Consider the following 18,236-nt stretch of genomic DNA (forward strand, 5'->3'; position numbering starts at 1 on the left):
ACACCAGCATGGTCCCCACCCATGACCACACCAACGAGCGAACTGGCCAGCAGTCACGGCAAGCACCGTTGCAGTACTAGGGCCTGTTCTGAGTTCCCCGTCGTCCGCGCGGAGCGTGCGCGGGCGGGGAGCTCAGAACAGGCCTGGGGCCGCGCTCAGTCCTCGTCGCGCGTCGGGACCACGACGAGGAAGGCGTCCGACTTCAGGTCCATCACGACGGTCGCCGGCTCACCCTGGGCGCGACACTCGGCCGCGTACTCCTCGGCCGGCCATGATCCGCGCGGAGCTCCCGCAGGAAACCGCTCCAACACCTTCGCGCCCATAGCGGCAGACACCTCCAGAATCGGACTTCGGCTCGCCCGTCGACTACTCGTCTCCTACACTTCGCCTGCCCGCCATCGGCGCGTACATGTTCACGACTTCGTGTTTTCCTCCGGGCGAATCCGTGGACCAGCCGGTTGGTCTCGCCGTCCATGCGCCGCAGCCGCGCCGCACCGCGCAGGAGTACAGGTCGGTCGGCGTCTCGTCCGCGCCGCACACCGCGTTCGTCGTACCCACGCGATCACCCCATGGACCCGTCGTTTCCTCCCGGGAGAGTGGCCGCCTCGCGCACCGCATCCGAAACGCACCCGGGCGGGGAAGTGATCATCAGGGGGTTCCGACACGTGAGGATCGAACCAGATGGAGCAGGACGAGGTGCGTGAGGAACTGCGGTGCCTGGTGACCGGCGCCACGGGATACATCGGCGGGCGCCTGGTGCCCGAGCTGCTGGAGGCGGGGCACCGGGTGCGCTGCCTGGCCCGCTCCCCCGACCGGCTGCGCGACCATTCCTGGGCGGAGGAGGCCGAGGTGGTGCGTGGCGACGTCACCGACGCCGCGTCCGTCCGCCGGGCCCTCGACGGCATCGACGTGGCGTACTACCTGGTGCACGCCCTGGGCTCCGGGAAGGACTTCGAGGAGACCGACCGCAGAGCGGCGCGGACCTTCGCCGATCAGGCGCGGTCCGCGGGGGTGCGCCGGATCGTCTACCTCGGCGGCCTCACCCCCACAGGTGTGCCCGAGCAGGCGCTCTCCCCGCATCTGCGCTCACGCGCCGAGGTCGGCCGGATCCTGCTCGGCTCCGGGGTGCCGACCACCGTCCTGCGGGCGGCCGTCATCATCGGCTCGGGCTCGGCCTCCTTCGAGATGCTGCGCTATCTGACCGAACGGCTGCCCGTGATGGTCACCCCCGGCTGGGTGCACACCCGCATCCAGCCCGTGGCGGTCCGGGACGTGCTGCGCGCCCTCGTCGGCAGCGCCCGTATGCCCGAGGACGTCAACCGGACCTTCGACGTCGGCGGTCCGGACGTGCTGACGTACCGGGAGATGATGGTCCGCTACGCGGCGGTCGCCGGGCTCCCCCGACGGGTCATCCTCGCCGTGCCGGTCCTCACGCCCGGCCTCTCCAGCCTCTGGGTGGGCCTGGTGACACCGGTGCCCTCCTCCATCGCACGGCCGCTCACCGAGTCGCTGCGCCACGAGGTGGTGTGCGGCGAGCACGACATCGCGGGCTACGTGCCCTACCCGCCGGGGCATCCGATCGGCTTCGACGAGGCGGTACGGCTGGCCCTGCGGCGAGTGCGGGAGGCGCGGGTGACGACCCGCTGGTCGTCGGCCTCCGTGCCCGGCGCCCCGAGCGACCCCTTGCCGACCGACCCCGACTGGGCGGGCGGAAGCCTCTACAGCGATCACCGGGAGCGTCGGGTGTACGCCTCGCCGGAGGCGCTGTGGCGGGTGATCGAGGGGATCGGCGGGGAGAACGGCTGGTACTCCTTCCCGCTGGCGTGGGCGGTGCGCGGCCGGCTCGACCGGCTGGTGGGCGGGGTGGGGCTGCGCCGGGGCCGCCGCGACGCAGCCCGGCTGCGGGTCGGCGACTCACTGGACTTCTGGCGGGTCGAGGCGATCGAGCCGGGCCGGCTGCTGCGGCTGCGCGCGGAGATGCGACTGCCGGGGCTGGCCTGGCTGGAGATGCGCGTCCTCACCGACGACGACGGCGGCACCCGGTACCGCCAGCGCGCCCTCTTCCATCCGCACGGTCTGCTCGGCCAGGCCTACTGGTGGAGCGTGTCCCCCTTCCACGCGGTCGTGTTCGGCGGCATGGCCCGCAACATCGCCCTGGCCGCGGCGAGTACGGCCGCCCCCGCACCGGACCGCGACCCCGTTCCCTGACCTTCCCGCCCGCCCGCACCGAGACGCCCCCCGACTTCACGGAGTACACGACATGAGCATCTCGGTCGTCCTGTTCACCTCCGATCTGCGCCTGCACGACCACCCACCGCTGCGAGCGGCCCTCGACGGCACGGAGCGCACGGTCCCGCTGTTCGTGCGGGACCGTGCGGTGGACGACGCCGGGTTCGCCGTACCCAACCGGCTGGCCTTCCTCGCCGACTGCCTGCACGACCTGGACGCCGGTCTGCGCGAGCGGGGCGGCCGGCTGATCGTGCGTGAGGGCGGCCTGGTCGACCAGGTGTGCAAGGTGGTCGTCGAGGCCGACGCCGGCGAGGTGCACATGGCGTCCGACGTCAGCGCCCACGCACAACGGCGCGAGGAACGGCTGCGTCGCGCCCTGGAGGCGGAAGGCGTCCGGCTGCACGTGCACGACGCCGTGACCACCGCCGTCGCTCCCGGCGCGGTGACCCCGACCGGCTCGGACCACTTCGCCGTCTTCACGCCGTATTTCCGCCGCTGGTCCGACGAGCCGCTGCGGGACGCGCTCGCCGCGCCGCGCACGGTGCGGGTCCCGGACGGCGTCGGGTCCGAGCCGCTGCCCTCCCGCGACGAGCTTTCGGGACTGTCGCAGGGGCTGGCCGGCGGAGGCGAGCAGGAGGGCCGTAAACGGCTCACCGCCTGGCTGCGCGGCCGGATGTCCTCCTACGAGGAGCGCCATGACGACCTCGCCGGCGACGCCACCTCCCGTCTCTCACCGCACCTGCACTTCGGCACCCTCTCCCCGGTCGAGCTCGTCCACCGCGCGCGCCGGGCCGGTGGGCCGGGTGCCGAGGCCTTCGTACGGCAGCTCGCCTGGCGCGACTTCCACCGGCAGGTCCTCGCCTCCCGCCCGGACGCGGCAACCGCCGACTACCGCCCCCGGCACGACCGTTGGCGGTCCGAACGGGAGGCGAGGGACGACATCTCGGCCTGGAAGGAGGGCCGCACGGGCTATCCGGTCGTCGACGCCGCGATGCGCCAGCTGCGGCACGAGGGCTGGATGCACAACCGCGGACGCCTGCTGACGGCGAGCTTCCTGGCCAAGACCCTGTACGTCGACTGGCGGGTCGGCGCACGGCACTTCCTGGACCTGCTGGTCGACGGCGACATCGCCAACAACCAGCTCAACTGGCAGTGGGTGGCCGGGACCGGCACCGACACCCGGCCCAACCGTGTACTGAACCCGGTCACCCAGGCCAAGCGCTACGACCCCGACGGCGCCTATGTCCGGCGCTGGGTGCCGGAGTTGGCGGGGGTCGAGGGACGCGCGGTGCACGAACCGTGGCGGCTGCCGGACGACGCCCGAGCCGCGCTCGGCTACCCGGACCCGATCGTCGACCTGTCCGACGGACTGGCCCGCTTCAAGCAGGCCCGCGGACGGTGAGGACCGACCAGTCGGCCGGGGCGGCCCAGCATCACTCCCCCACACCTCCCACCTCTACACATAAGGAAAAAATAAGCGCAGAATGGGCGCAGGCGGCGCTTACCGCACACCGCACCAGCAGCGGTCAGGCCTGCGAGTCAAAGGAGACGAGTCATGGCCAACGTCTCGCCCACCAGAGGTGACATAACCAGCCACCCCGATGTATCCGAAATGCGGGACCGCTACGCCCGCATGCTCGGCGGTCGTGATGTGACGCTCTTGGACGGACCGGTGTTCCTGCTCGGTCTGTACTGCGCCGTATCCCCCTGGATACTCCACTACACGACGAGCCAGCCCCCGCTCGTGACCCACAACCTGATCGTGGGGATCGCGATCGGCCTGCTGGCCCTCGGCTTCACCCGAGCTCCGGAACGCATGTACGGCCTGAGCTGGGCCTTCTGCGCGATGGGCGTGTGGATGATCATCGCGCCCTGGGTGGTCGGGGACAGCCCGGACGCCGGTGTCGTCGTGAACAACATCATCATCGGCGCGCTGGCCGTGATCCTGGGGCTGATGTGCGCCGGCACGGCGGCCAAGAGCACCTCGAGGCCGTAGCGCCCACGGGAGAGGCAGACAGACACGACGGCCGGTCCGCACCTGCGGACCGGCCTTCCCCCGTCCACCGGCGGGTGACACCGTTCAGCGGGTCGGCATCAGCCACGGCTCCTGCGGCAGCACATGACCGGTCTCCAGGAGCGACTTGAGGTTGGACAGCACGGCCGGCCAGCCGGACGACACGTCGGCACGCGCACTCTCGTCCGGCAGGTCCTCGTGGGTCACGGTGAGCCGGACGATCTCCGCGTGCTGCTGGATGTCGAAGGTGACGCGGGAGTACTTGTCCTCCTGCCCCTCCTCCTCCTCCGGCGCCGCCCAGGTGGTGACCAGACGGGTCGGGCGCTCGCTCTCCACGACGGTGCCTACCACGTCGGCGACGCCCGAGCCGTCCGTACGGACGTGTTCCCAGCGGGAACCGGGCCGCCAGTCCGACACGTTGCTGTGGCCCCAGTAGGCGGCGGTGAGGTCGGCGTCGGTGAGTGCGTCCCAGACCTTCTCGGGCGTGCTCTCGATGTAGGTCACGTAGACGAATGTGGGCTTGTCGGTCATGGCTTCCTCGGCTCGTCGTTTCACGGCCCCGAGCACGCGCAGGCGCGGGCGCTCGAACTTGTCGATCCACCGCTCCTGGATCTCGTGGAGCGGGACCGGATTGAGGTAGTGCAGCTTCTCCCGCCCCCGCCGCACCGTGCTGACCAGGTTGGCGGCCTCCAGGACGGCCAGATGCTGGGTCACGGACTGGCGCGTCATGTCGATCCGCGCACACAGCTCCCCCAGCGTCTGCCCGTTGTCCTCGTGCAGCCGGTCCAGGAGCCGTCTGCGGGTCTCGTCGGCCAGCGCCTTGAAGACCTTGTCCATCGCGGGGTCACTGTCTGATCGCACACTCCACGTTATGCAGGCAATCACCTGCATGTCAATCGAGGAACCTGGAGGCCTTTATCCCTTTCGACCGATACAAGCCGAAAGACTGTTACATGACGTATGGGGCTCCTTGATGGACGGTCCGTAGCGTCGAATGCGTCGGAACGAACCCCACCCAAGGAAGCGACTCACTGATGCGTTCCCCCCGCACCCCCCGCACCCTCCGCACCGCCCTCGTGGCCGCCGGCGTCACCACCGCGCTGGGCGTCTCGGCCGCCGGCGCCTTCGCCGCCCACGCGCCCACGACCACGAGCGTCCCGCCCGCGGCCCACCACTCCAAGGCCGAGCGCGTGTACGTCACCACGGTCAAGCTCGCGGACAAGGTCAGCCGGGCGAAGGTCTACAAGACCGGGGAGAACCGCTACGAGGCGGAGATCTGGGCCAAGGGCGCGAGGTACGGGACCCTCTACACCCAGGGCATGCCCACGCACGCCCAGCACAACGGGCTGCAAGTCACCCTCCGACCGAACGGCAAGGTCACGTCCTGGGTCGAGCGGGCCGAGCCGAAGCCCGAGCGGGTCCTGATCGGCACGGCGACGCTGGCGGACGGGTCGACGACGGCCAAGATCTACCGGCTCACCGACGACCGCTACGAGGCCGACGTCTTCGCCGACGGCACCCGGCTCGACACCCTCGCCGCCGACGGCCGCACCGCGTACGGCGAGAACAACGGACTGCAGGTCGCCCTCCACCCGGACGGCCGGTTGATGTCCTGGCTCGACGAAACGCCCTGACGACGAGGGCACTTCGCGCGCTCACTCCCCGTCAAAACCACTCGCCAAGTGCGCCCACGCCCGGGCACGCTGCCCGTATGGATCAGGTGGAGGTACTGCTCATCGGGGGACGGGCCGGGGTCGGGAAGACCACGGTCGGCTGGGAGGTCTCCGCTCGGCTGCGAGGCGCGCGGGTCGCGCACGCGGTGATCGACGGCGACTTCATGGGAGCCGTCCATCCGGCGCCGCCGGGCGACGCGCACCGGGCCGGCATCACCGCGCGGAACCTGGCCGCCGTGTGGGCGAATTACGCCGAGCTCGGATACCGGCGGCTGGTCTACACGAACACCGTGAGCGTGCTCGAAGAGGCCACGCCCATGTTCCGCCGGGCCATGGGCGACGACGTACGGTTCCTACGGGTTCTGCTGACCGCCACCGACGAGACGGCCGAACAGCGGCTGACCGGGCGGGAACCCGGCTCCGAGTTGGAGCACGAGGTCAGGGCAAGTGCGCGCAAGTCACGGCTCCTGGACGAGCGAGCGCCCGCGGACGTGCTGCGCGTGGCAACCGACGGCCGCGCGGTGACCGACATCGCCGCGGAGGTCGTGGCCGCCACCGGGTGGGTCGTGGACGGGGCCGCGATGGCCACCGGCCCGGCGTGGACGGCCGGTTGAAGCGGAACGGACTGTCCTTGCCTCCACGGGGAACTTGGACTACTGCGGGGACAGGAGGAAGAGGGGCGAAATGGAGATCTCGGGCATCATCAGTGCCATCGTGATCGGCATCATCATTGGTGTGCTGGGACGACTCGTGGTTCCGGGTCGTCAGCGCATCGGGATCCTGTGGACGATCCTCGTCGGCATCGTGGCCGCGCTGATCGGCTCGGCGATCGCGGCCGGCCTCGACGTGGCCGACACCGACGGTGTCGACTGGATCGAGTGGCTCATCCAGATCGGCCTCGCCGCACTCGGCGTCGCCGCACTGGACCGGACGAAGGCGCGCCGCTGACACCGCGGCAGGCAACACGGGACGACAGCGCGCCGGTCATATGACTTCCGCGGCGGCCCGCATCGCGGCGAGGCCGTCGCGGACCGTCGCGTGAGCGGGGGTCCAGCCGAGTTCCCGTTCCGCCTTCGCCGTGGACACGCGCAGCGTCGTCGACATCATCGTGTGCGCGTAGGACATGGGCCGCATCAGCCACAGCGGTACAGTCATCGGCTTCGGCAGCCCGAACTCCTTTGCCACGCAACGGACATGGGAGCCGAACCCCGTCGGAGCCCGGTCGGCGATGTTGTACGCCTGGCCGGGCCGCCCCCGTTCGACGGCGGCGAGGACCGACCGTGCCGCGTCGGAGAGTTCGATCCAGGGCAGGACGCGTCCGTGGTCGGCGGGGACGGGCAGTTGCCGCCTGCGCAGCATGGGCAGCAGGGCGTCGGTGCCGCCGGGGCCGTAGAACAGACCGAAGCGGAGCGCGACGCCCTCCAGTCCCGCTGCCCCGAAGGCGAGTTGTTCCTTGGTCCGCATCGCCGCGATGTGCCTTTCCAGTTCTGGGGAGCGGCCGTGTGGCCCGAAGGAGTCCTCCTCGGTGATCACATGATCGCCGTGGTCGCCGTAGCCGTATCCGAAGACCATCGACTCCACCACGAGGCGCCGGGCGCCGACAGCGTGCGCGGCCTCGACGAGATGGGCGGTGCCGTCGGTGCGCAGCGCGTCGGTGGCGTGCATGTCGCGGTGGCGCATGGGCGGCCTGCGCAGTGCGGTCGCGGCGTGGATCACCGTGTCGAAGTGATGGCCGTCGAGGGCGCGCAGCAGGGTGTCGCGGTCCATCAGATCGGCCTGGATGTCGTTGCGCGGGCCGCGGCCGAGGCCGGTGACCTGGTGGCCCGCCTCGGTCAGGGCGCGGGTGATGTGCCGGCCGAGGACACCGCCGGCTCCCGCGAGGAGGATCGTCCGGCCCCGGCCGTTGCCGTCACTGTGGTTCGTCGTCATGAACCTGCGACGAATCGGCCGGGCACGGATGTGACATCCGGGCGGAGGTGAGTCCCGTCAGCGGCCCGCGAGCAGCTGCTCGTACCAGGAGACGGTGGCGTCGACGGTGTCCTCGAGCGGGGTGGGGCTGACGTCGAAGGCCTGCTCGAAGGCGGAGGAGTCCATGATCTGGGGCTCGGTGTGCTGGTAGAACATCTCGGCGTACTCATCCACGAACTGCTCGTCGAACGGTCCGTAGGGCCGCAACTCGGGTAGGACCACGACGTTCAGCGGCTTCCCCACGCGCTTCTCGATCATCCCGTGGATCTCGCGGGTGCTGACGGCCGGCGCGGTCGGCAGATGCCAGACCCGGCCGTCACCCTCCGGACGCTCGCCGAGGGTGGCGAGACCCGCGGCCACGTCCTCGATGTTGGTGTAGCTGTGCGGCAGGTCGATGTCGCCGAGGCCCAGCACGTCCCCGCCGGTGAGCGCGCCCGGGAAGACGGCCCCGCCGAGCGAGGAGTTCAGCACGCCGGGTCCGACGAAGTCGGCGGAGCGGGCGAGGACCACCCGGGCCCGGCCCGCGCGGTGTGCCGCGAGGTACTTCTCGTCCAGCTCGGCACGCATCCGCCCCTTCCGGCTGGTCGCGTTCCACGGGGAATCCTCGGTCATCACCGCTCCCCCGGTCTCGCCGTACGGATAGAGCGTGTCCAGTACGACGAGCCGCGCCCCGGAGGCCTCCACCGCGGCCAGGATCGCCTCCTGAATGCGGGGCATCGCCTCGACCTGGAGGTGATAGGCGACGTTGACCGCGTGGTGGACGACGGCGGCTCCGGCTATGGCGGCCCGCGCCCCCTCCACCGTGCTCACATCGGCGCCGAACCGCTCCACTCCGTCCAGGGCGGAGCCGTCGCCCTTGCGGTCGACGAGACGCACGGGGTGGCCGCGGCGGACGAGCTCCCGGGCCAGGGCGGTTCCCGCGGGACCCGAGCCGAGTACGGCGTGCAGGGAGCGGGTGTGGTCGGCGGTGGCGTTCATGGCGACTCCTTCTCGGTTACTTGCTCTCGCTTGTGTTAGATACCGTAACTTCAGTGCTGCTCCATAGCAAGAGCGGGAGACCCAGACTTTCGTTAAGGTGTGTCGCAAAGCGAGGAGGAGCCGTCGTGACCAGCAGTGCGCAGACCCCGAGAGCGCGGTATCGCGAGCAGACCCGCGCGGAGATCAAGGAGATCGCGCTCCGGCAACTGGCCGAGGGCGGTACGGACGGAGTGGCCCTCACCCGGATCGCCAAGGAGGTCGGGCTCTCGGGTCCGGCCCTCTACCGCTACTTCGACTCCCGTGACGCACTGCTGACGGAGCTCATCCGGGACGCCTACGCCGACCTGGCGGCGGCCGTCACGGCGGCGGCCGGCGCCCTGCCGCCGGACACATCACCGCGAGCGCGACTGCGTTCCCTCGCGGCGGCCTGCCGGGACTGGGCCGTGGAGCAGCCGCACCGCTATCTGCTCATCGAGGGCACACCGGTGCCCGGCTACACCGCGCCTGCGGACACGGTCGACAGCGCACGGGCGGTACTCGAACCGTTCCTGCCGGCGTTCGAGGCGGCCGAGCCGTCGGCGGCGGTGCTGCCGGTGGTGGAGCAGATGACGGCCTGGGCGCAGCGGGACGCGGCGGTGTCGCAATGGGTGCGCGGACAGGTATCCGTGAGGGCGGAGGGCGCCGCGCTGGCCGGTTCCGTGTTCGCCTGGTCGCATATGCACGGGGCGATCGGACTGGAGGTGTCGGGCCAGTTCGAAGGCATGGGCCATGACGGGGGCACCCTGCTCACCGCCCAGATCGACTCGCTGGCGGACGCGTTCGGGCTCGATTGACCGGCGCGCCGGGCGCTTCGGCGTCTAGGGCGTGTACACGTACGGCGTCGTCGTGGTCAGCGGTTCGAAGCCGAGCCGTTCCAGAATGGGGCGGCTCGTGCTCATGGCGTCGACCTGGAGATACCGGTAGCCCCGCGCCACGGCGGCACGGCCGCGATGGGCGACCAGCGCGCGGTAGATGCCCCGGCCCCGCCAGCCCTCGACGGTGCCGCCGCCCCACAGTCCGGCGAAGCGCGTCCCCGGCACGAGTTCCATCCGGGTGGCACTCACCGGGGTGTCCCCGGCCAGGGCGACCACCGCGACCACCGTGTCCGAGTCGGCCGCGAGCTGGCCGAGCAGCTGGTGGCGGAGCCGGGAGCTGTCGGCGCCGAAGGCCCTCTCGTGCACCTGGGCGACGAGGTCGACGCCGGCCCGGTCGGTCACGGGCAGGACGCGGATGCCGTCCGGCGGCTCGGCGTCCAGGTCCAGGTCGGCGGCCTCGCCGATCATCAGGGTCTCCTCGGGCTGGGGCGTGAAGCCCGCGTCCCTGAGCCGCTGCCCGAGGTCCACCGGGAGGTCGTGGCCGTAGAGCTTCCACTCGAAGTCGAGCCCGAGCCCGGAGTAGTGGGTGATCTGTTCGGCTATCGCCGCGTCGGCGCTCGCCTCGTCCAGGTCGGACCACACGACGCCGTTCCAGCCGTGCGCGGACGACACCTGGCGCACGACGCGGCCCGCCCGCTCGACCTGGGCGTCGGGGCCGTCAGGCCGCGCGCCCTCCCGCATGTCCCGGTCGAAGAGGGCGAGCACCCCGGCATGATCCATGGGCTCACTCCAGCACCGCGCCGCTGCCTGCACAAGCCCTTTTCGGCCCACCCGGCCCTCGGGCCGCGCGTCGGCGAAGATGGGGGCGCAGGGAGTTTCGCGCCGCGAGGAAGGCCGTACGCCATGGTCGTGAAGGACACCGAACTGCCGCATCTGCGCCGCTGTGTCGCGCTCGCGGCCGAGGCGCTGGAGGCCGGGGACGAGCCGTTCGGTTCGGTGCTGGTGGGCGCGGACGGCGAGGTGCTCGCCGAGGACCACAACCGGGTGGCCTCGGGCGACCGCACCCGGCACCCCGAGTTCGAGCTGGCACGCTGGTCAGCCGCCCATATGCCGCCCGAGGAGCGGGCCGCCGCGACCGTGTACACCTCCGGCGAGCACTGCCCGATGTGTGCGGCCGCGCACGCCTGGGTGGGCCTAGGACGCATCGTGTACGTCGCTTCGTCGGAGCAACTCGTCGGGTGGCTGGGCGAGTTGGGGGTGCCCGCCGCGCCGGTACGGGCGCTGCCGATCCAGGACGTCGCGCCGGACGTGACCGTGGAGGGCCCGGTGCCCGAGCTGACGGAGGACATCCGGGCGCTGCACTTCCGGTTCCACCGGCGCACGGACTGACGGGCGGCGTTCCGGCGCCGTACCCGGGTACCGGCAAGCCCTGCTAGCCGAGTTCCAGCGTGGTGACGCCGAAGACGCGGTCATGGGCGTACGGCCGTACCGGACCGGTGTACATGCGGGCCGTCTCGAAGGAGGGGGTGAAGCCGGCCTCCTCGGCGAGGGTGACACCGGCCGGGTTGTTCTCGGGCACGTCGATGGCGATCTCGCGGCCGGCCGCGTCCGCGGTCAGGGCGGCGAATACGGCTCGCGCGTCCTCGGCGGTGTCCGCGAAGAGCGGGCCGATGCGCGGGCAGTCCTGGCCGGGGCGGATCACACCGTAACCGGTGACACGGTCGCCGGCGCGACGGACGACGGCGTGGTGCCCGGGGGCGGTCAGCCAGTGCGCGAGGAAGCGGGGGCGGTCGGCCGGCGTGCAGGCGCCGTCGTACGCGGTGATGTCCTCGATGTCCTCGGGCCGCAGCGCGCGGACGTCCGCCGGGGCCTCGACCGCGGGTGCCGTGCCGGTGTACCGGAAGGTGCGGTGGGCGAGTTCGAAGCCGGAGCGGGCGTAGTTGTCCTGCTGGGCGACGACTCCGTCGAGCCCCACCGTGCGGTTCTCCGCGTGCGCCAGCGCGGTCTTCCAGATGGCGAATCCATGGCCGCGGCCGCGTGCGTCCGGGCGGACCAGGTACCAGCCCAGGAACGCGTAGTCGGAGCCGTAGTTGACGACGGAGATCGCCGAGACGGGCTCGCCGTCGATCCGGCCGATGAAGAAACCTTCGGGGTCCTGCGCGAAGAAGGCCGCACTGTCCGCGAGGCCCGGGTTCCAGCCCTCGTCGACGGCCCATCCGCGGACGACCGGCCAGTCGTCGATGCCGGCCTGCGTGATGACGAGGTCCTCGGGGGCCAGAGAGGCCATGGATGCGCTCCGTTCCGTGGGGTGCCGTACGCGCGCGGTGATCGAACGCGCCCGCAGCATCCTCGCGGATCGCCCCGGCGGGCGTCACGGCGTGATCAAGCCGATGACGTGCTCTGCGGGTGAGCTGCCGGACGGATGTTCACAGGTCGCCGTGCGACGTCGACGACGCCGTACGACAAAGGCCCCACCGCTTGTCTGCCCGGTGGGGCCTGCCGTACCGCTTGCGCGACTGGTCAGCGCATCGCCTTCGGGCGGAAGCGGCGGTACAGGATGGCCCCGCCCAGGACGAGGGCCGTGGCGCCCGCGACGGCGGGTACCGTCTGGTCCGCTCCGGTCTGGGCGAGGGCGGCCCCGGGCCCGTGCGGTGCATGCGCGAGCGGCGCCGGTCGCGGATGATGCGCCCGCGGCGCCGTCGGCTTCGGCGCGGGCCGCGTGGTGCGGGGAGGCTGCTTGGCCGGGCCGTTCACCGACTCGTTGCCGATCGTCGCGTTGCCGACGCCGACCACGTTCACGCTGTTGCCGCTGACGTTCACCGGCAGGTGCACCGGGAGCTCCACCACATTGCCGGTCCCGACGCCCGGTGAATCCTTTCCGCTCCCCTTGGCCGATGCCCCGCCGTGCGAGGCGGTGTCCGTCTTGGCCCCGCCGTCCTCGTTGGTGCACTTGTTGCCCACGGCCGGGTTCAGCAGCCCCACCACGTTCACGGTGTTCCCGCACACATTCACCGGGACGTGCAGCGGGACCTGAATGGTGTTGCCGGCCAGCAGCCCGGGCGAGTCGGCCGCGGCACCGTCCGCCGCGGCGGAGGCGTCTGCCGCGAAAGCGGCGGACACCGGCACCGTCACAGCCATCGCGCCCGAGGCGGCGAAGGCGATCACACCGTTTCGGGTAACCCGTCTCATAGGTTCCCTGCCTTCCAGACTTGGTCGCGGGCACTCACCCGCACCGGATAAAACGCAGACGAACCATTAGAGTTATGGCTTATCGGCCTTTCACCCCATCGAGTGGCACGCTTGTCGAACTAGTGGCAAAAACGCCCGATAGGAATGCAAGGGGCGCAAGCTACGGCAGCCCGGACGATCTCGCTCGCCGGGAGGCGTGCCCTCCAGGGCCCGCTTATCGTGATCGGGACGCCGATTCCCGGTCCGCGAGGGGCGCCCTGGAGGCATCGATGCTGGCCAAGCTGTCAACGCGGCTCACGCTGCGGCGCTGCGCGGTCACCGGCGCGATGGGCCTTGCCCTGCTCGGCACGGGCCTGTCGACGGCCACGGACGACCCCGAGCCCGACCTGACCCGCTTCTACGAGCAGAAGGTCGCCTGGGCCAAGTGTCCGGGCGAGGGGCTGCCGAAGGATCTCCAGTGCGGCAAGGTCACCGTCCCCCTCGACTACGGGCACCCCCGCAAGGGCACCCTCGACCTCGCACTCGCCCGCTACCGGGCCACGGGCGAGAAGCGGGGCTCGGTGCTGCTCAACTTCGGCGGGCCGGGCGGCCCCGGCGTCCCCGAATTCATGGCCGGCGGCAAGGACTTCATGGAGCTGACGGACAACTACGACATCGTGACCTTCGATCCACGCGGCGTCGGCAGGTCCTCCCCCGTCAGCTGCGGGGACGGCGAGGAGAACATCGAGATGCCGGACGACGGCAACGAGATCAGCCGCGATCCGCAGTCCGTCCTCGGGCAGTTGAAGAAGGCGGCCGAGGCGTGCGCCCGCCACTCCGGCCCCGTGCTTCCCCACATAGGCACGGTCAACGCCTCGCGCGACATGGACGTGATGCGCGAGTCTCTCGGCGACGACAAGCTCAACTACCTGGGCTTCTCGTACGGAACGCGGCTGGGCGCGGTGTACGCCGCCCAGTTCCCCGACAAGGTCGGCCGATTGGTCCTCGACGGCGTGGACACGCTGACCGAGCCGCTGACCGAGCAGGGTGTCGCGGGCGCCCAGGGGCAGCAGAAGGCGCTGGACGAGTTCATCACCTGGTGCGTGAAGGACATCGCCTGTCCGTTCGGGCAGGACGCGCGCGAGGCGCGCAAGCAGGTGGTGCAGCTCGTCGACTCGCTGGACGAAGACCCGGTCCCGACGGCCTTCGGCGAGCCGTTCACCGGCCAGGACCTGGTCGGCGCCATCGGACAGGCGCTCTACAGCGAGGAGTTGTGGCCCTCCCTGGAGCGGGCCCTGGCCTCGCTGGTGGAGGACGGCGACACACACGCCATCGAGACCTTCGCGGCCGGCGGTGCCGCCCCTTCGCGCCGGGGGAAGACCGACGACCCCGACGGCGGTCTCGTCGACGAGCAGGACGTCCCCTTCGACAACATGCCCGCGGCAATGATGGCGATCAACTGCGCCGACGACCCCGACCGCCCCACCGGAAAGCAGATCGTGAACGACCTCGACCGGCTGCGCGCCGAGTACGACCGGGCCTCGCCCGTCTTCGGGCCGTACCGGCTCAGCGGGGTGCTGATGTGCTACGGCCGCCCCAAGGGCACGGACTTCATACGCGACGAGGTCAAGGACGTGGAGACGCCGAAGATGCTCCTCGTGGGCACCCGGGGCGACCCGGCGACGCCGTACCGCTGGACCGTGGAGACGGCTCGGCGCCTCGGCTCCTCGGCGGTGGTCCTGGACAACAAGGGCGGCGGCCACACCGGCTACGCCTCCTCCAAGTGCGTGCACAGCAAGGTCGACGCCTTCCTGCTGTACGGCACGCTGCCGGCCGACGGCAGTTCCTGCGGGCCGGAGGACGACGAACAGTAGAGCAGGGCAGGGGTGCGGCGATTGCCCCTAATGCCCGATCGGTGAATCGGCCCTATCGTGCTGTTATGGAGCACGCACTCAGTCCCACGACCCTCACCGAGCTGCGGCGCCCGCGCCCCTATCCGGCCGTGTCCGTGCTGACGCCGACGCATCGCCGAGAGCCCTATCGGGCCCAGGACCAGGTCCGGCTGCGCAATGTCGTGGCCGAGGCCAAGAAGCAGCTGGAGGCCGATCCCTCGGTCACCCGCGAGCGACGGGCGGACGTCGAGCGGCAGCTCGACCAGGCCCTCGCCGAGGTCGATCTCACCTACGCCGAGGACGGCTTGGTGATCTTCGCAGCCCCCGGTGAGCACCAGGTGTGGTCGCTCGCCCGCTCCGTGCCCGAGCGCGTGGTGCTCTCGGACACCTTCCTCACCCGCAACCTGGTCTCCGCGCAGGCCGCCGAGCGGCCCTACTGGGTGCTGTCGGTCTCCGCCGACCGCGTCACCCTGTGGAACGGCAGCCTGGACCGGATCACCGAGGCCCGCATGGGCGGCTTCCCGCTGACCCGGCGGGTCGAGAACTTCGACGCCGAGCGCCAGGAGCGGATCGGCGACACGCCGAGCACATTCCGCGACGAGGGCACCCGCCACTTCCTCAAGGACGCCGACTCCGCCCTGAGCGCGATCCTCCGGCGCAATCCGCGGCCGCTGTACGTCACCGGCGAGCAGGCGGCGCTGTCGCTGCTCGACGAGATCGGGGGCGTCGGCAAGCACGCCGTGCACATCCCGCACGGCGGGCTCGCGCACGGCACCCGCGAGGCGGTGTGGCAGGCGATCGAGCCGCGGATCACCGCCGAGAACCGCACGCACGCGGACGCCGTGTCGCGAGAACTCGAATCCGCCCGTGGCCGCAAGGCGTTCGCGGCCGGTGTGGACGAGGTCTGGCGCAGCGCCCGTGAGGGCCGGATCCGGCTGCTGGCGGTCGAGGAGAACTACCGGGCGACGGTGCGCGGCGAGGGCGGCGAGCATCTGATCCCGGCCGGGAGCGACGAACTGGACGCCCGCGAGGACATCGTGGACGAGATCGTCGAGCAGTGCCTGGAGACCGGCGCCGAGGTCCGCTTCGTGCCGGACGGCACACTGAGCGACGCCCGTGGGATCGCGGGAGTGCTGCGGTTCTGACGGGCGGCGAGGAGGCACAGCGGCGGACGGACCCCGCCGGCCTCCTCACACCCCGTCGAAGAGCGCGCTCAGACCACGCTCCACGACTGCCTCCAGATCCTCCTCACCGGCCGCGACGATGGCGTACGTGCGCAGCAGGAAGCGATGGAGGGCGGCGGTGTCGAACTGGAGCAGGGCCATGCCGTACGGCGAGTGCAGCTCCACGACCGTCCGCTCCTCGCCGCACGGCCAGATGTGCACGTCGCCGTCCCCCGCCGGGCCGCGCAGCCCGACCTCCAGCAGACCGCGCGCGAAGGTCCAGGTGGCACCCTGACCGTCGAGAGAGACCTCGCCCGGGAAGTCGAGGTACACCGCCAGCGGGTTCGTGGACGTATACCGCAGCTTCGCGGGAACGGGGACCTCGCGCTCCTCGCCGGTGATCAGACGGGCGCGGGCGGGCTGCTCGAGGGCGATGTCCATGGGCGGTCTCCCCTGCGGGTCGGCGGGCGGACTTATTTGCCGCTCTGCCTTTACGACCCCACAGACGCCGTTTGCATTACACCGAAGGACACATCAATTTTGTGAGCTGCGTCACGCCCACCGAGTGCAACCGACCGACGAACGGCAATTACGTCCTCACACCTCGAACATCCGGCCGTCGAACACGCGAATGAAGGCCGTGTGATCGCCTTAAAAGTCCGCCAAATTCCGTACGTCACCTACGACTTGACCGCATCGACGACGTACGCCAATCGCATGGCACAAGCCCTCCGGGAAGACTCTGGCATATGCCGGACGCACCACCGAATCGGGTGTTGCCAAATCCCTTACAGGGCGTCGCGGGCTGTGCGACAGTCGTAACCGGTCCTTCCGTCAGCCTTGGTCGTACCGTCCCGCATCGGAGTGCGTCATGCCACCCCATCTCTCTGCGGACCGCCCCGCCGCTCAGCCGCCAGGGCGCGGCTCGGTCGACGCGCTCATATCGCAGGCACGGCGGCTCAAGGGCGACGTCGACGCCGTACGGCGGGACACTCCGAGCGACGCATCCGACCCGCAGGAACGATGGCAGCGGGCGCTCTACGACCTCGCGCTGCACCAGCTCGACGACCTCGACACACATCTCGGGCAGCTGCGGGAGGGCCCGCCCCTCGTCTCCCCGGCTCCCGCGGCCGCGCCGCCCGCTCCCCGGTGTGGCTCCCTGCTGAGCCGGGTGGGCAGTGCGGAGTGGAACCTGCTGACGGACGAGGCCAGTTGGTCCGGTGAGCTCTACCAGATCCTGGGCCGCGACCCCGCCACCGCGCCGCTCACCCTCGACGAACTGCCATCCCTGGTGCACGACGAGGACCGGCCGAAGCTGACCGCGATGGTCACCGACTGCCTGATCGACGCCAAACCCATCGACGGGGAGTTCAGGATCGTCCGGCCGGACGGCGAGGCGCGGACCGTGCACATGATGGGCGAACCAGTGCTCGACTCTGGCGGCAGCACCGCCTCGATGTGGGCTGTGCTGCGGGACGTCAGCGAACTGCGCCGATGCCGGAGCGAGGTGAGCGAGACCCGTGACTCGCTCCAGCGCCACCAGCACCAGGCCCAGACCGAGCACCGGATCGCGGTCGAGTTGCAGGAGGCCGTACTGCCGCCGTGGCGCGGCTCCCTGCGACTCCCGCACCAGGGCCCCGTGACGCTTGACCTCGCTGCCCACCAGCTGCCGTCGTCGACGCGCGGGCTGATCGGCGGCGACTGGTACGACGCGCTCGAACTGGCCGACGGACAGACCCTGTTGAGCGTCGGCGACCTGACCGGTCACGGCGTCGCCGTCGCGTCCGGCATGGCGACCCTGCTGGGCGCCGTACGGGGCATGGCGATGGCCGGCACCCAGCCAGGGCAACTGATGTCCTGGCTCAACCAGTTGCTGGACGCCCCCGTCCAGCCGGCCCTGGGCAGCGCCGTCTGCTGCCGCTATCGGCCCGACACCCGCACCCTGACCTGGGCACAGGCCGGACACCCCGCCCCGCTGCTGTTCCGCGACGGGACGGGGCGCAGGCTGAACGCGCCGCACGGTGTCCTGCTCGGTGCCACCTCGGGCGCCGTCTACGCACAGGCCGAGGAGGCCCTTGAGGTGGGCGACCTGCTCGTGCTGCACACCGACGGACTGGTGCAGGAGCGCAGCGCGGCGGACTCCGTGAATGTGTTGTCGGACCTGGGCCCACGCCTCGGTGAGGCGGGCACGGCACAGGACTGCGTACGGTTGATCGTGGACGAGTTCGGTGACAGGGAGCGCGAGGACGACGCCTGTGTGCTCGTGGCCAGGGTGATGTCCTAGAGCTTCATGCCTG

At 71.0% G+C, this 18,236-nt stretch carries 19 protein-coding genes; 11 read left to right on the plus strand and 8 right to left on the minus strand.

Features of this window, described 5'->3' with window-relative positions; all coding sequences use genetic code 11:
- Positions 1–155 precede the first annotated feature (155 nt).
- Complete coding sequence (locus ACZ7NC_RS39385) at positions 156–323, minus strand: hypothetical protein (protein WP_471495995.1); 168 nt, start codon at positions 321–323, stop codon at positions 156–158.
- 358 nt (positions 324–681) lie between these two features.
- Between ACZ7NC_RS39385 and ACZ7NC_RS39390 the strand changes: the two genes are divergently transcribed.
- From ACZ7NC_RS39390 to ACZ7NC_RS39400, 3 genes are all read left to right on the plus strand, one after another.
- Positions 682–2,208: an SDR family oxidoreductase gene (locus tag ACZ7NC_RS39390; protein ID WP_471495997.1), complete on the plus strand. Its 1,527-nt coding sequence runs from the start codon at positions 682–684 to the stop codon at positions 2,206–2,208.
- Positions 2,209–2,260: 52 nt separating this feature from the next.
- A complete protein-coding gene (locus tag ACZ7NC_RS39395) occupies positions 2,261–3,631 on the plus strand; it encodes a cryptochrome/photolyase family protein (RefSeq protein WP_471495999.1) in 1,371 nt (456 codons plus the stop codon).
- A gap of 153 nt (positions 3,632–3,784) precedes the next feature.
- Entirely contained in the window at positions 3,785–4,225 is a 441-nt protein-coding gene (locus tag ACZ7NC_RS39400) for an SPW repeat protein (RefSeq protein ID WP_471496001.1), read from the plus strand.
- Positions 4,226–4,309: 84 nt separating this feature from the next.
- Here ACZ7NC_RS39400 and ACZ7NC_RS39405 read toward each other — a convergent pair whose 3' ends face one another.
- Complete coding sequence (locus ACZ7NC_RS39405) at positions 4,310–5,080, minus strand: ArsR/SmtB family transcription factor (protein ID WP_471496066.1); 771 nt, start codon at positions 5,078–5,080, stop codon at positions 4,310–4,312.
- A gap of 197 nt (positions 5,081–5,277) precedes the next feature.
- Here ACZ7NC_RS39405 and ACZ7NC_RS39410 point away from each other — a divergent pair, with 197 nt between their 5' ends.
- The 3 genes from ACZ7NC_RS39410 (at position 5,278) to ACZ7NC_RS39420 (ending at position 6,864) form a co-directional block, all read left to right on the plus strand.
- Positions 5,278–5,877, plus strand: a complete 600-nt coding sequence (locus tag ACZ7NC_RS39410) for a hypothetical protein (protein ID WP_471496004.1) — start codon at positions 5,278–5,280, stop codon at positions 5,875–5,877.
- A 77-nt stretch (positions 5,878–5,954) separates the two neighbouring features.
- On the plus strand, positions 5,955–6,530 hold the full coding sequence (locus ACZ7NC_RS39415) for a nucleoside/nucleotide kinase family protein (RefSeq protein ID WP_471496006.1): 576 nt from the start codon (positions 5,955–5,957) through the stop codon (positions 6,528–6,530).
- A 70-nt stretch (positions 6,531–6,600) separates the two neighbouring features.
- Complete coding sequence (locus ACZ7NC_RS39420; RefSeq protein ID WP_471496008.1) at positions 6,601–6,864, plus strand: GlsB/YeaQ/YmgE family stress response membrane protein; 264 nt, start codon at positions 6,601–6,603, stop codon at positions 6,862–6,864.
- Between the two features lie 36 nt (positions 6,865–6,900).
- Here the strand turns inward: ACZ7NC_RS39420 and ACZ7NC_RS39425 are convergent, their stop codons facing one another.
- Complete coding sequence (locus tag ACZ7NC_RS39425; protein ID WP_471496010.1) at positions 6,901–7,845, minus strand: NAD-dependent epimerase/dehydratase family protein; 945 nt, start codon at positions 7,843–7,845, stop codon at positions 6,901–6,903.
- Positions 7,846–7,902: 57 nt separating this feature from the next.
- The gene (locus ACZ7NC_RS39430; RefSeq protein ID WP_471496012.1) at positions 7,903–8,862 is read right to left on the minus strand and encodes an NAD-dependent epimerase/dehydratase family protein; all 960 of its coding nucleotides are present in this window, start codon (positions 8,860–8,862) and stop codon (positions 7,903–7,905) included.
- Between the two features lie 125 nt (positions 8,863–8,987).
- On the opposite strand from ACZ7NC_RS39430, the gene ACZ7NC_RS39435 reads away from it, so the two are divergent.
- The gene (locus ACZ7NC_RS39435; protein WP_471496014.1) at positions 8,988–9,695 is read left to right on the plus strand and encodes a TetR/AcrR family transcriptional regulator; all 708 of its coding nucleotides are present in this window, start codon (positions 8,988–8,990) and stop codon (positions 9,693–9,695) included.
- A 24-nt stretch (positions 9,696–9,719) separates the two neighbouring features.
- Here ACZ7NC_RS39435 and ACZ7NC_RS39440 read toward each other — a convergent pair whose 3' ends face one another.
- On the minus strand, positions 9,720–10,496 hold the full coding sequence (locus ACZ7NC_RS39440; RefSeq protein WP_471496017.1) for a GNAT family N-acetyltransferase: 777 nt from the start codon (positions 10,494–10,496) through the stop codon (positions 9,720–9,722).
- A gap of 123 nt (positions 10,497–10,619) precedes the next feature.
- Here ACZ7NC_RS39440 and ACZ7NC_RS39445 point away from each other — a divergent pair, with 123 nt between their 5' ends.
- Positions 10,620–11,105: a nucleoside deaminase gene (locus ACZ7NC_RS39445; protein ID WP_471496020.1), complete on the plus strand. Its 486-nt coding sequence runs from the start codon at positions 10,620–10,622 to the stop codon at positions 11,103–11,105.
- Between the two features lie 43 nt (positions 11,106–11,148).
- Here ACZ7NC_RS39445 and ACZ7NC_RS39450 read toward each other — a convergent pair whose 3' ends face one another.
- Together ACZ7NC_RS39450 and ACZ7NC_RS39455 are read right to left on the minus strand one after the other, a co-directional pair.
- The gene (locus tag ACZ7NC_RS39450; protein ID WP_471496022.1) at positions 11,149–12,003 is read right to left on the minus strand and encodes a GNAT family N-acetyltransferase; all 855 of its coding nucleotides are present in this window, start codon (positions 12,001–12,003) and stop codon (positions 11,149–11,151) included.
- 233 nt (positions 12,004–12,236) lie between these two features.
- On the minus strand, positions 12,237–12,905 hold the full coding sequence (locus ACZ7NC_RS39455; RefSeq protein ID WP_471496024.1) for a chaplin: 669 nt from the start codon (positions 12,903–12,905) through the stop codon (positions 12,237–12,239).
- Between the two features lie 269 nt (positions 12,906–13,174).
- Here ACZ7NC_RS39455 and ACZ7NC_RS39460 point away from each other — a divergent pair, with 269 nt between their 5' ends.
- Both ACZ7NC_RS39460 and ACZ7NC_RS39465 read left to right on the plus strand, forming a co-directional pair.
- Positions 13,175–14,758: an alpha/beta hydrolase gene (locus ACZ7NC_RS39460; RefSeq protein WP_471496026.1), complete on the plus strand. Its 1,584-nt coding sequence runs from the start codon at positions 13,175–13,177 to the stop codon at positions 14,756–14,758.
- A 65-nt stretch (positions 14,759–14,823) separates the two neighbouring features.
- A complete protein-coding gene (locus ACZ7NC_RS39465) occupies positions 14,824–15,921 on the plus strand; it encodes a baeRF3 domain-containing protein (protein WP_471496028.1) in 1,098 nt (365 codons plus the stop codon).
- 45 nt (positions 15,922–15,966) lie between these two features.
- Here ACZ7NC_RS39465 and ACZ7NC_RS39470 read toward each other — a convergent pair whose 3' ends face one another.
- The gene (locus ACZ7NC_RS39470) at positions 15,967–16,380 is read right to left on the minus strand and encodes an SsgA family sporulation/cell division regulator (protein ID WP_471496030.1); all 414 of its coding nucleotides are present in this window, start codon (positions 16,378–16,380) and stop codon (positions 15,967–15,969) included.
- Positions 16,381–16,810: 430 nt separating this feature from the next.
- Here ACZ7NC_RS39470 and ACZ7NC_RS39475 point away from each other — a divergent pair, with 430 nt between their 5' ends.
- Positions 16,811–18,223 carry a PP2C family protein-serine/threonine phosphatase gene (locus tag ACZ7NC_RS39475; protein WP_471496032.1) on the plus strand — a complete coding sequence of 471 codons (1,413 nt, stop codon included), beginning with the start codon at positions 16,811–16,813 and terminating at the stop codon, positions 18,221–18,223.
- Positions 18,224–18,236: the final 13 nt, after the last annotated feature.

The organism is Streptomyces sp. NPDC111802, from assembly GCF_055634335.1.

What these genes read in the sequence shown, in the direction of transcription:
- ACZ7NC_RS39415 (WP_471496006.1), top strand. Translation starts at nt 5,955, where the DNA reads ATGGATCAGGTGGAGGTACTGCTCATCGGGGGACGGGCCGGGGTCGGG.
- ACZ7NC_RS39460 (WP_471496026.1), top strand. Translation starts at nt 13,175, where the DNA reads ATGCTGGCCAAGCTGTCAACGCGGCTCACGCTGCGGCGCTGCGCGGTC.
- ACZ7NC_RS39445 (WP_471496020.1), top strand. Translation starts at nt 10,620, where the DNA reads ATGGTCGTGAAGGACACCGAACTGCCGCATCTGCGCCGCTGTGTCGCG.
- ACZ7NC_RS39395 (WP_471495999.1), top strand. Translation starts at nt 2,261, where the DNA reads ATGAGCATCTCGGTCGTCCTGTTCACCTCCGATCTGCGCCTGCACGAC.
- ACZ7NC_RS39470 (WP_471496030.1), bottom strand. Translation starts at nt 16,380, where the DNA reads ATGGACATCGCCCTCGAGCAGCCCGCCCGCGCCCGTCTGATCACCGGC.
- ACZ7NC_RS39450 (WP_471496022.1), bottom strand. Translation starts at nt 12,003, where the DNA reads ATGGCCTCTCTGGCCCCCGAGGACCTCGTCATCACGCAGGCCGGCATC.
- ACZ7NC_RS39440 (WP_471496017.1), bottom strand. Translation starts at nt 10,496, where the DNA reads ATGGATCATGCCGGGGTGCTCGCCCTCTTCGACCGGGACATGCGGGAG.
- ACZ7NC_RS39420 (WP_471496008.1), top strand. Translation starts at nt 6,601, where the DNA reads ATGGAGATCTCGGGCATCATCAGTGCCATCGTGATCGGCATCATCATT.
- ACZ7NC_RS39410 (WP_471496004.1), top strand. Translation starts at nt 5,278, where the DNA reads ATGCGTTCCCCCCGCACCCCCCGCACCCTCCGCACCGCCCTCGTGGCC.
- ACZ7NC_RS39405 (WP_471496066.1), bottom strand. Translation starts at nt 5,080, where the DNA reads ATGGACAAGGTCTTCAAGGCGCTGGCCGACGAGACCCGCAGACGGCTC.
- ACZ7NC_RS39475 (WP_471496032.1), top strand. Translation starts at nt 16,811, where the DNA reads ATGCCACCCCATCTCTCTGCGGACCGCCCCGCCGCTCAGCCGCCAGGG.
- ACZ7NC_RS39385 (WP_471495995.1), bottom strand. Translation starts at nt 323, where the DNA reads ATGGGCGCGAAGGTGTTGGAGCGGTTTCCTGCGGGAGCTCCGCGCGGA.
- ACZ7NC_RS39425 (WP_471496010.1), bottom strand. Translation starts at nt 7,845, where the DNA reads ATGACGACGAACCACAGTGACGGCAACGGCCGGGGCCGGACGATCCTC.
- ACZ7NC_RS39390 (WP_471495997.1), top strand. Translation starts at nt 682, where the DNA reads ATGGAGCAGGACGAGGTGCGTGAGGAACTGCGGTGCCTGGTGACCGGC.
- ACZ7NC_RS39455 (WP_471496024.1), bottom strand. Translation starts at nt 12,905, where the DNA reads ATGAGACGGGTTACCCGAAACGGTGTGATCGCCTTCGCCGCCTCGGGC.
- ACZ7NC_RS39400 (WP_471496001.1), top strand. Translation starts at nt 3,785, where the DNA reads ATGGCCAACGTCTCGCCCACCAGAGGTGACATAACCAGCCACCCCGAT.
- ACZ7NC_RS39430 (WP_471496012.1), bottom strand. Translation starts at nt 8,862, where the DNA reads ATGAACGCCACCGCCGACCACACCCGCTCCCTGCACGCCGTACTCGGC.
- ACZ7NC_RS39465 (WP_471496028.1), top strand. Translation starts at nt 14,824, where the DNA reads ATGGAGCACGCACTCAGTCCCACGACCCTCACCGAGCTGCGGCGCCCG.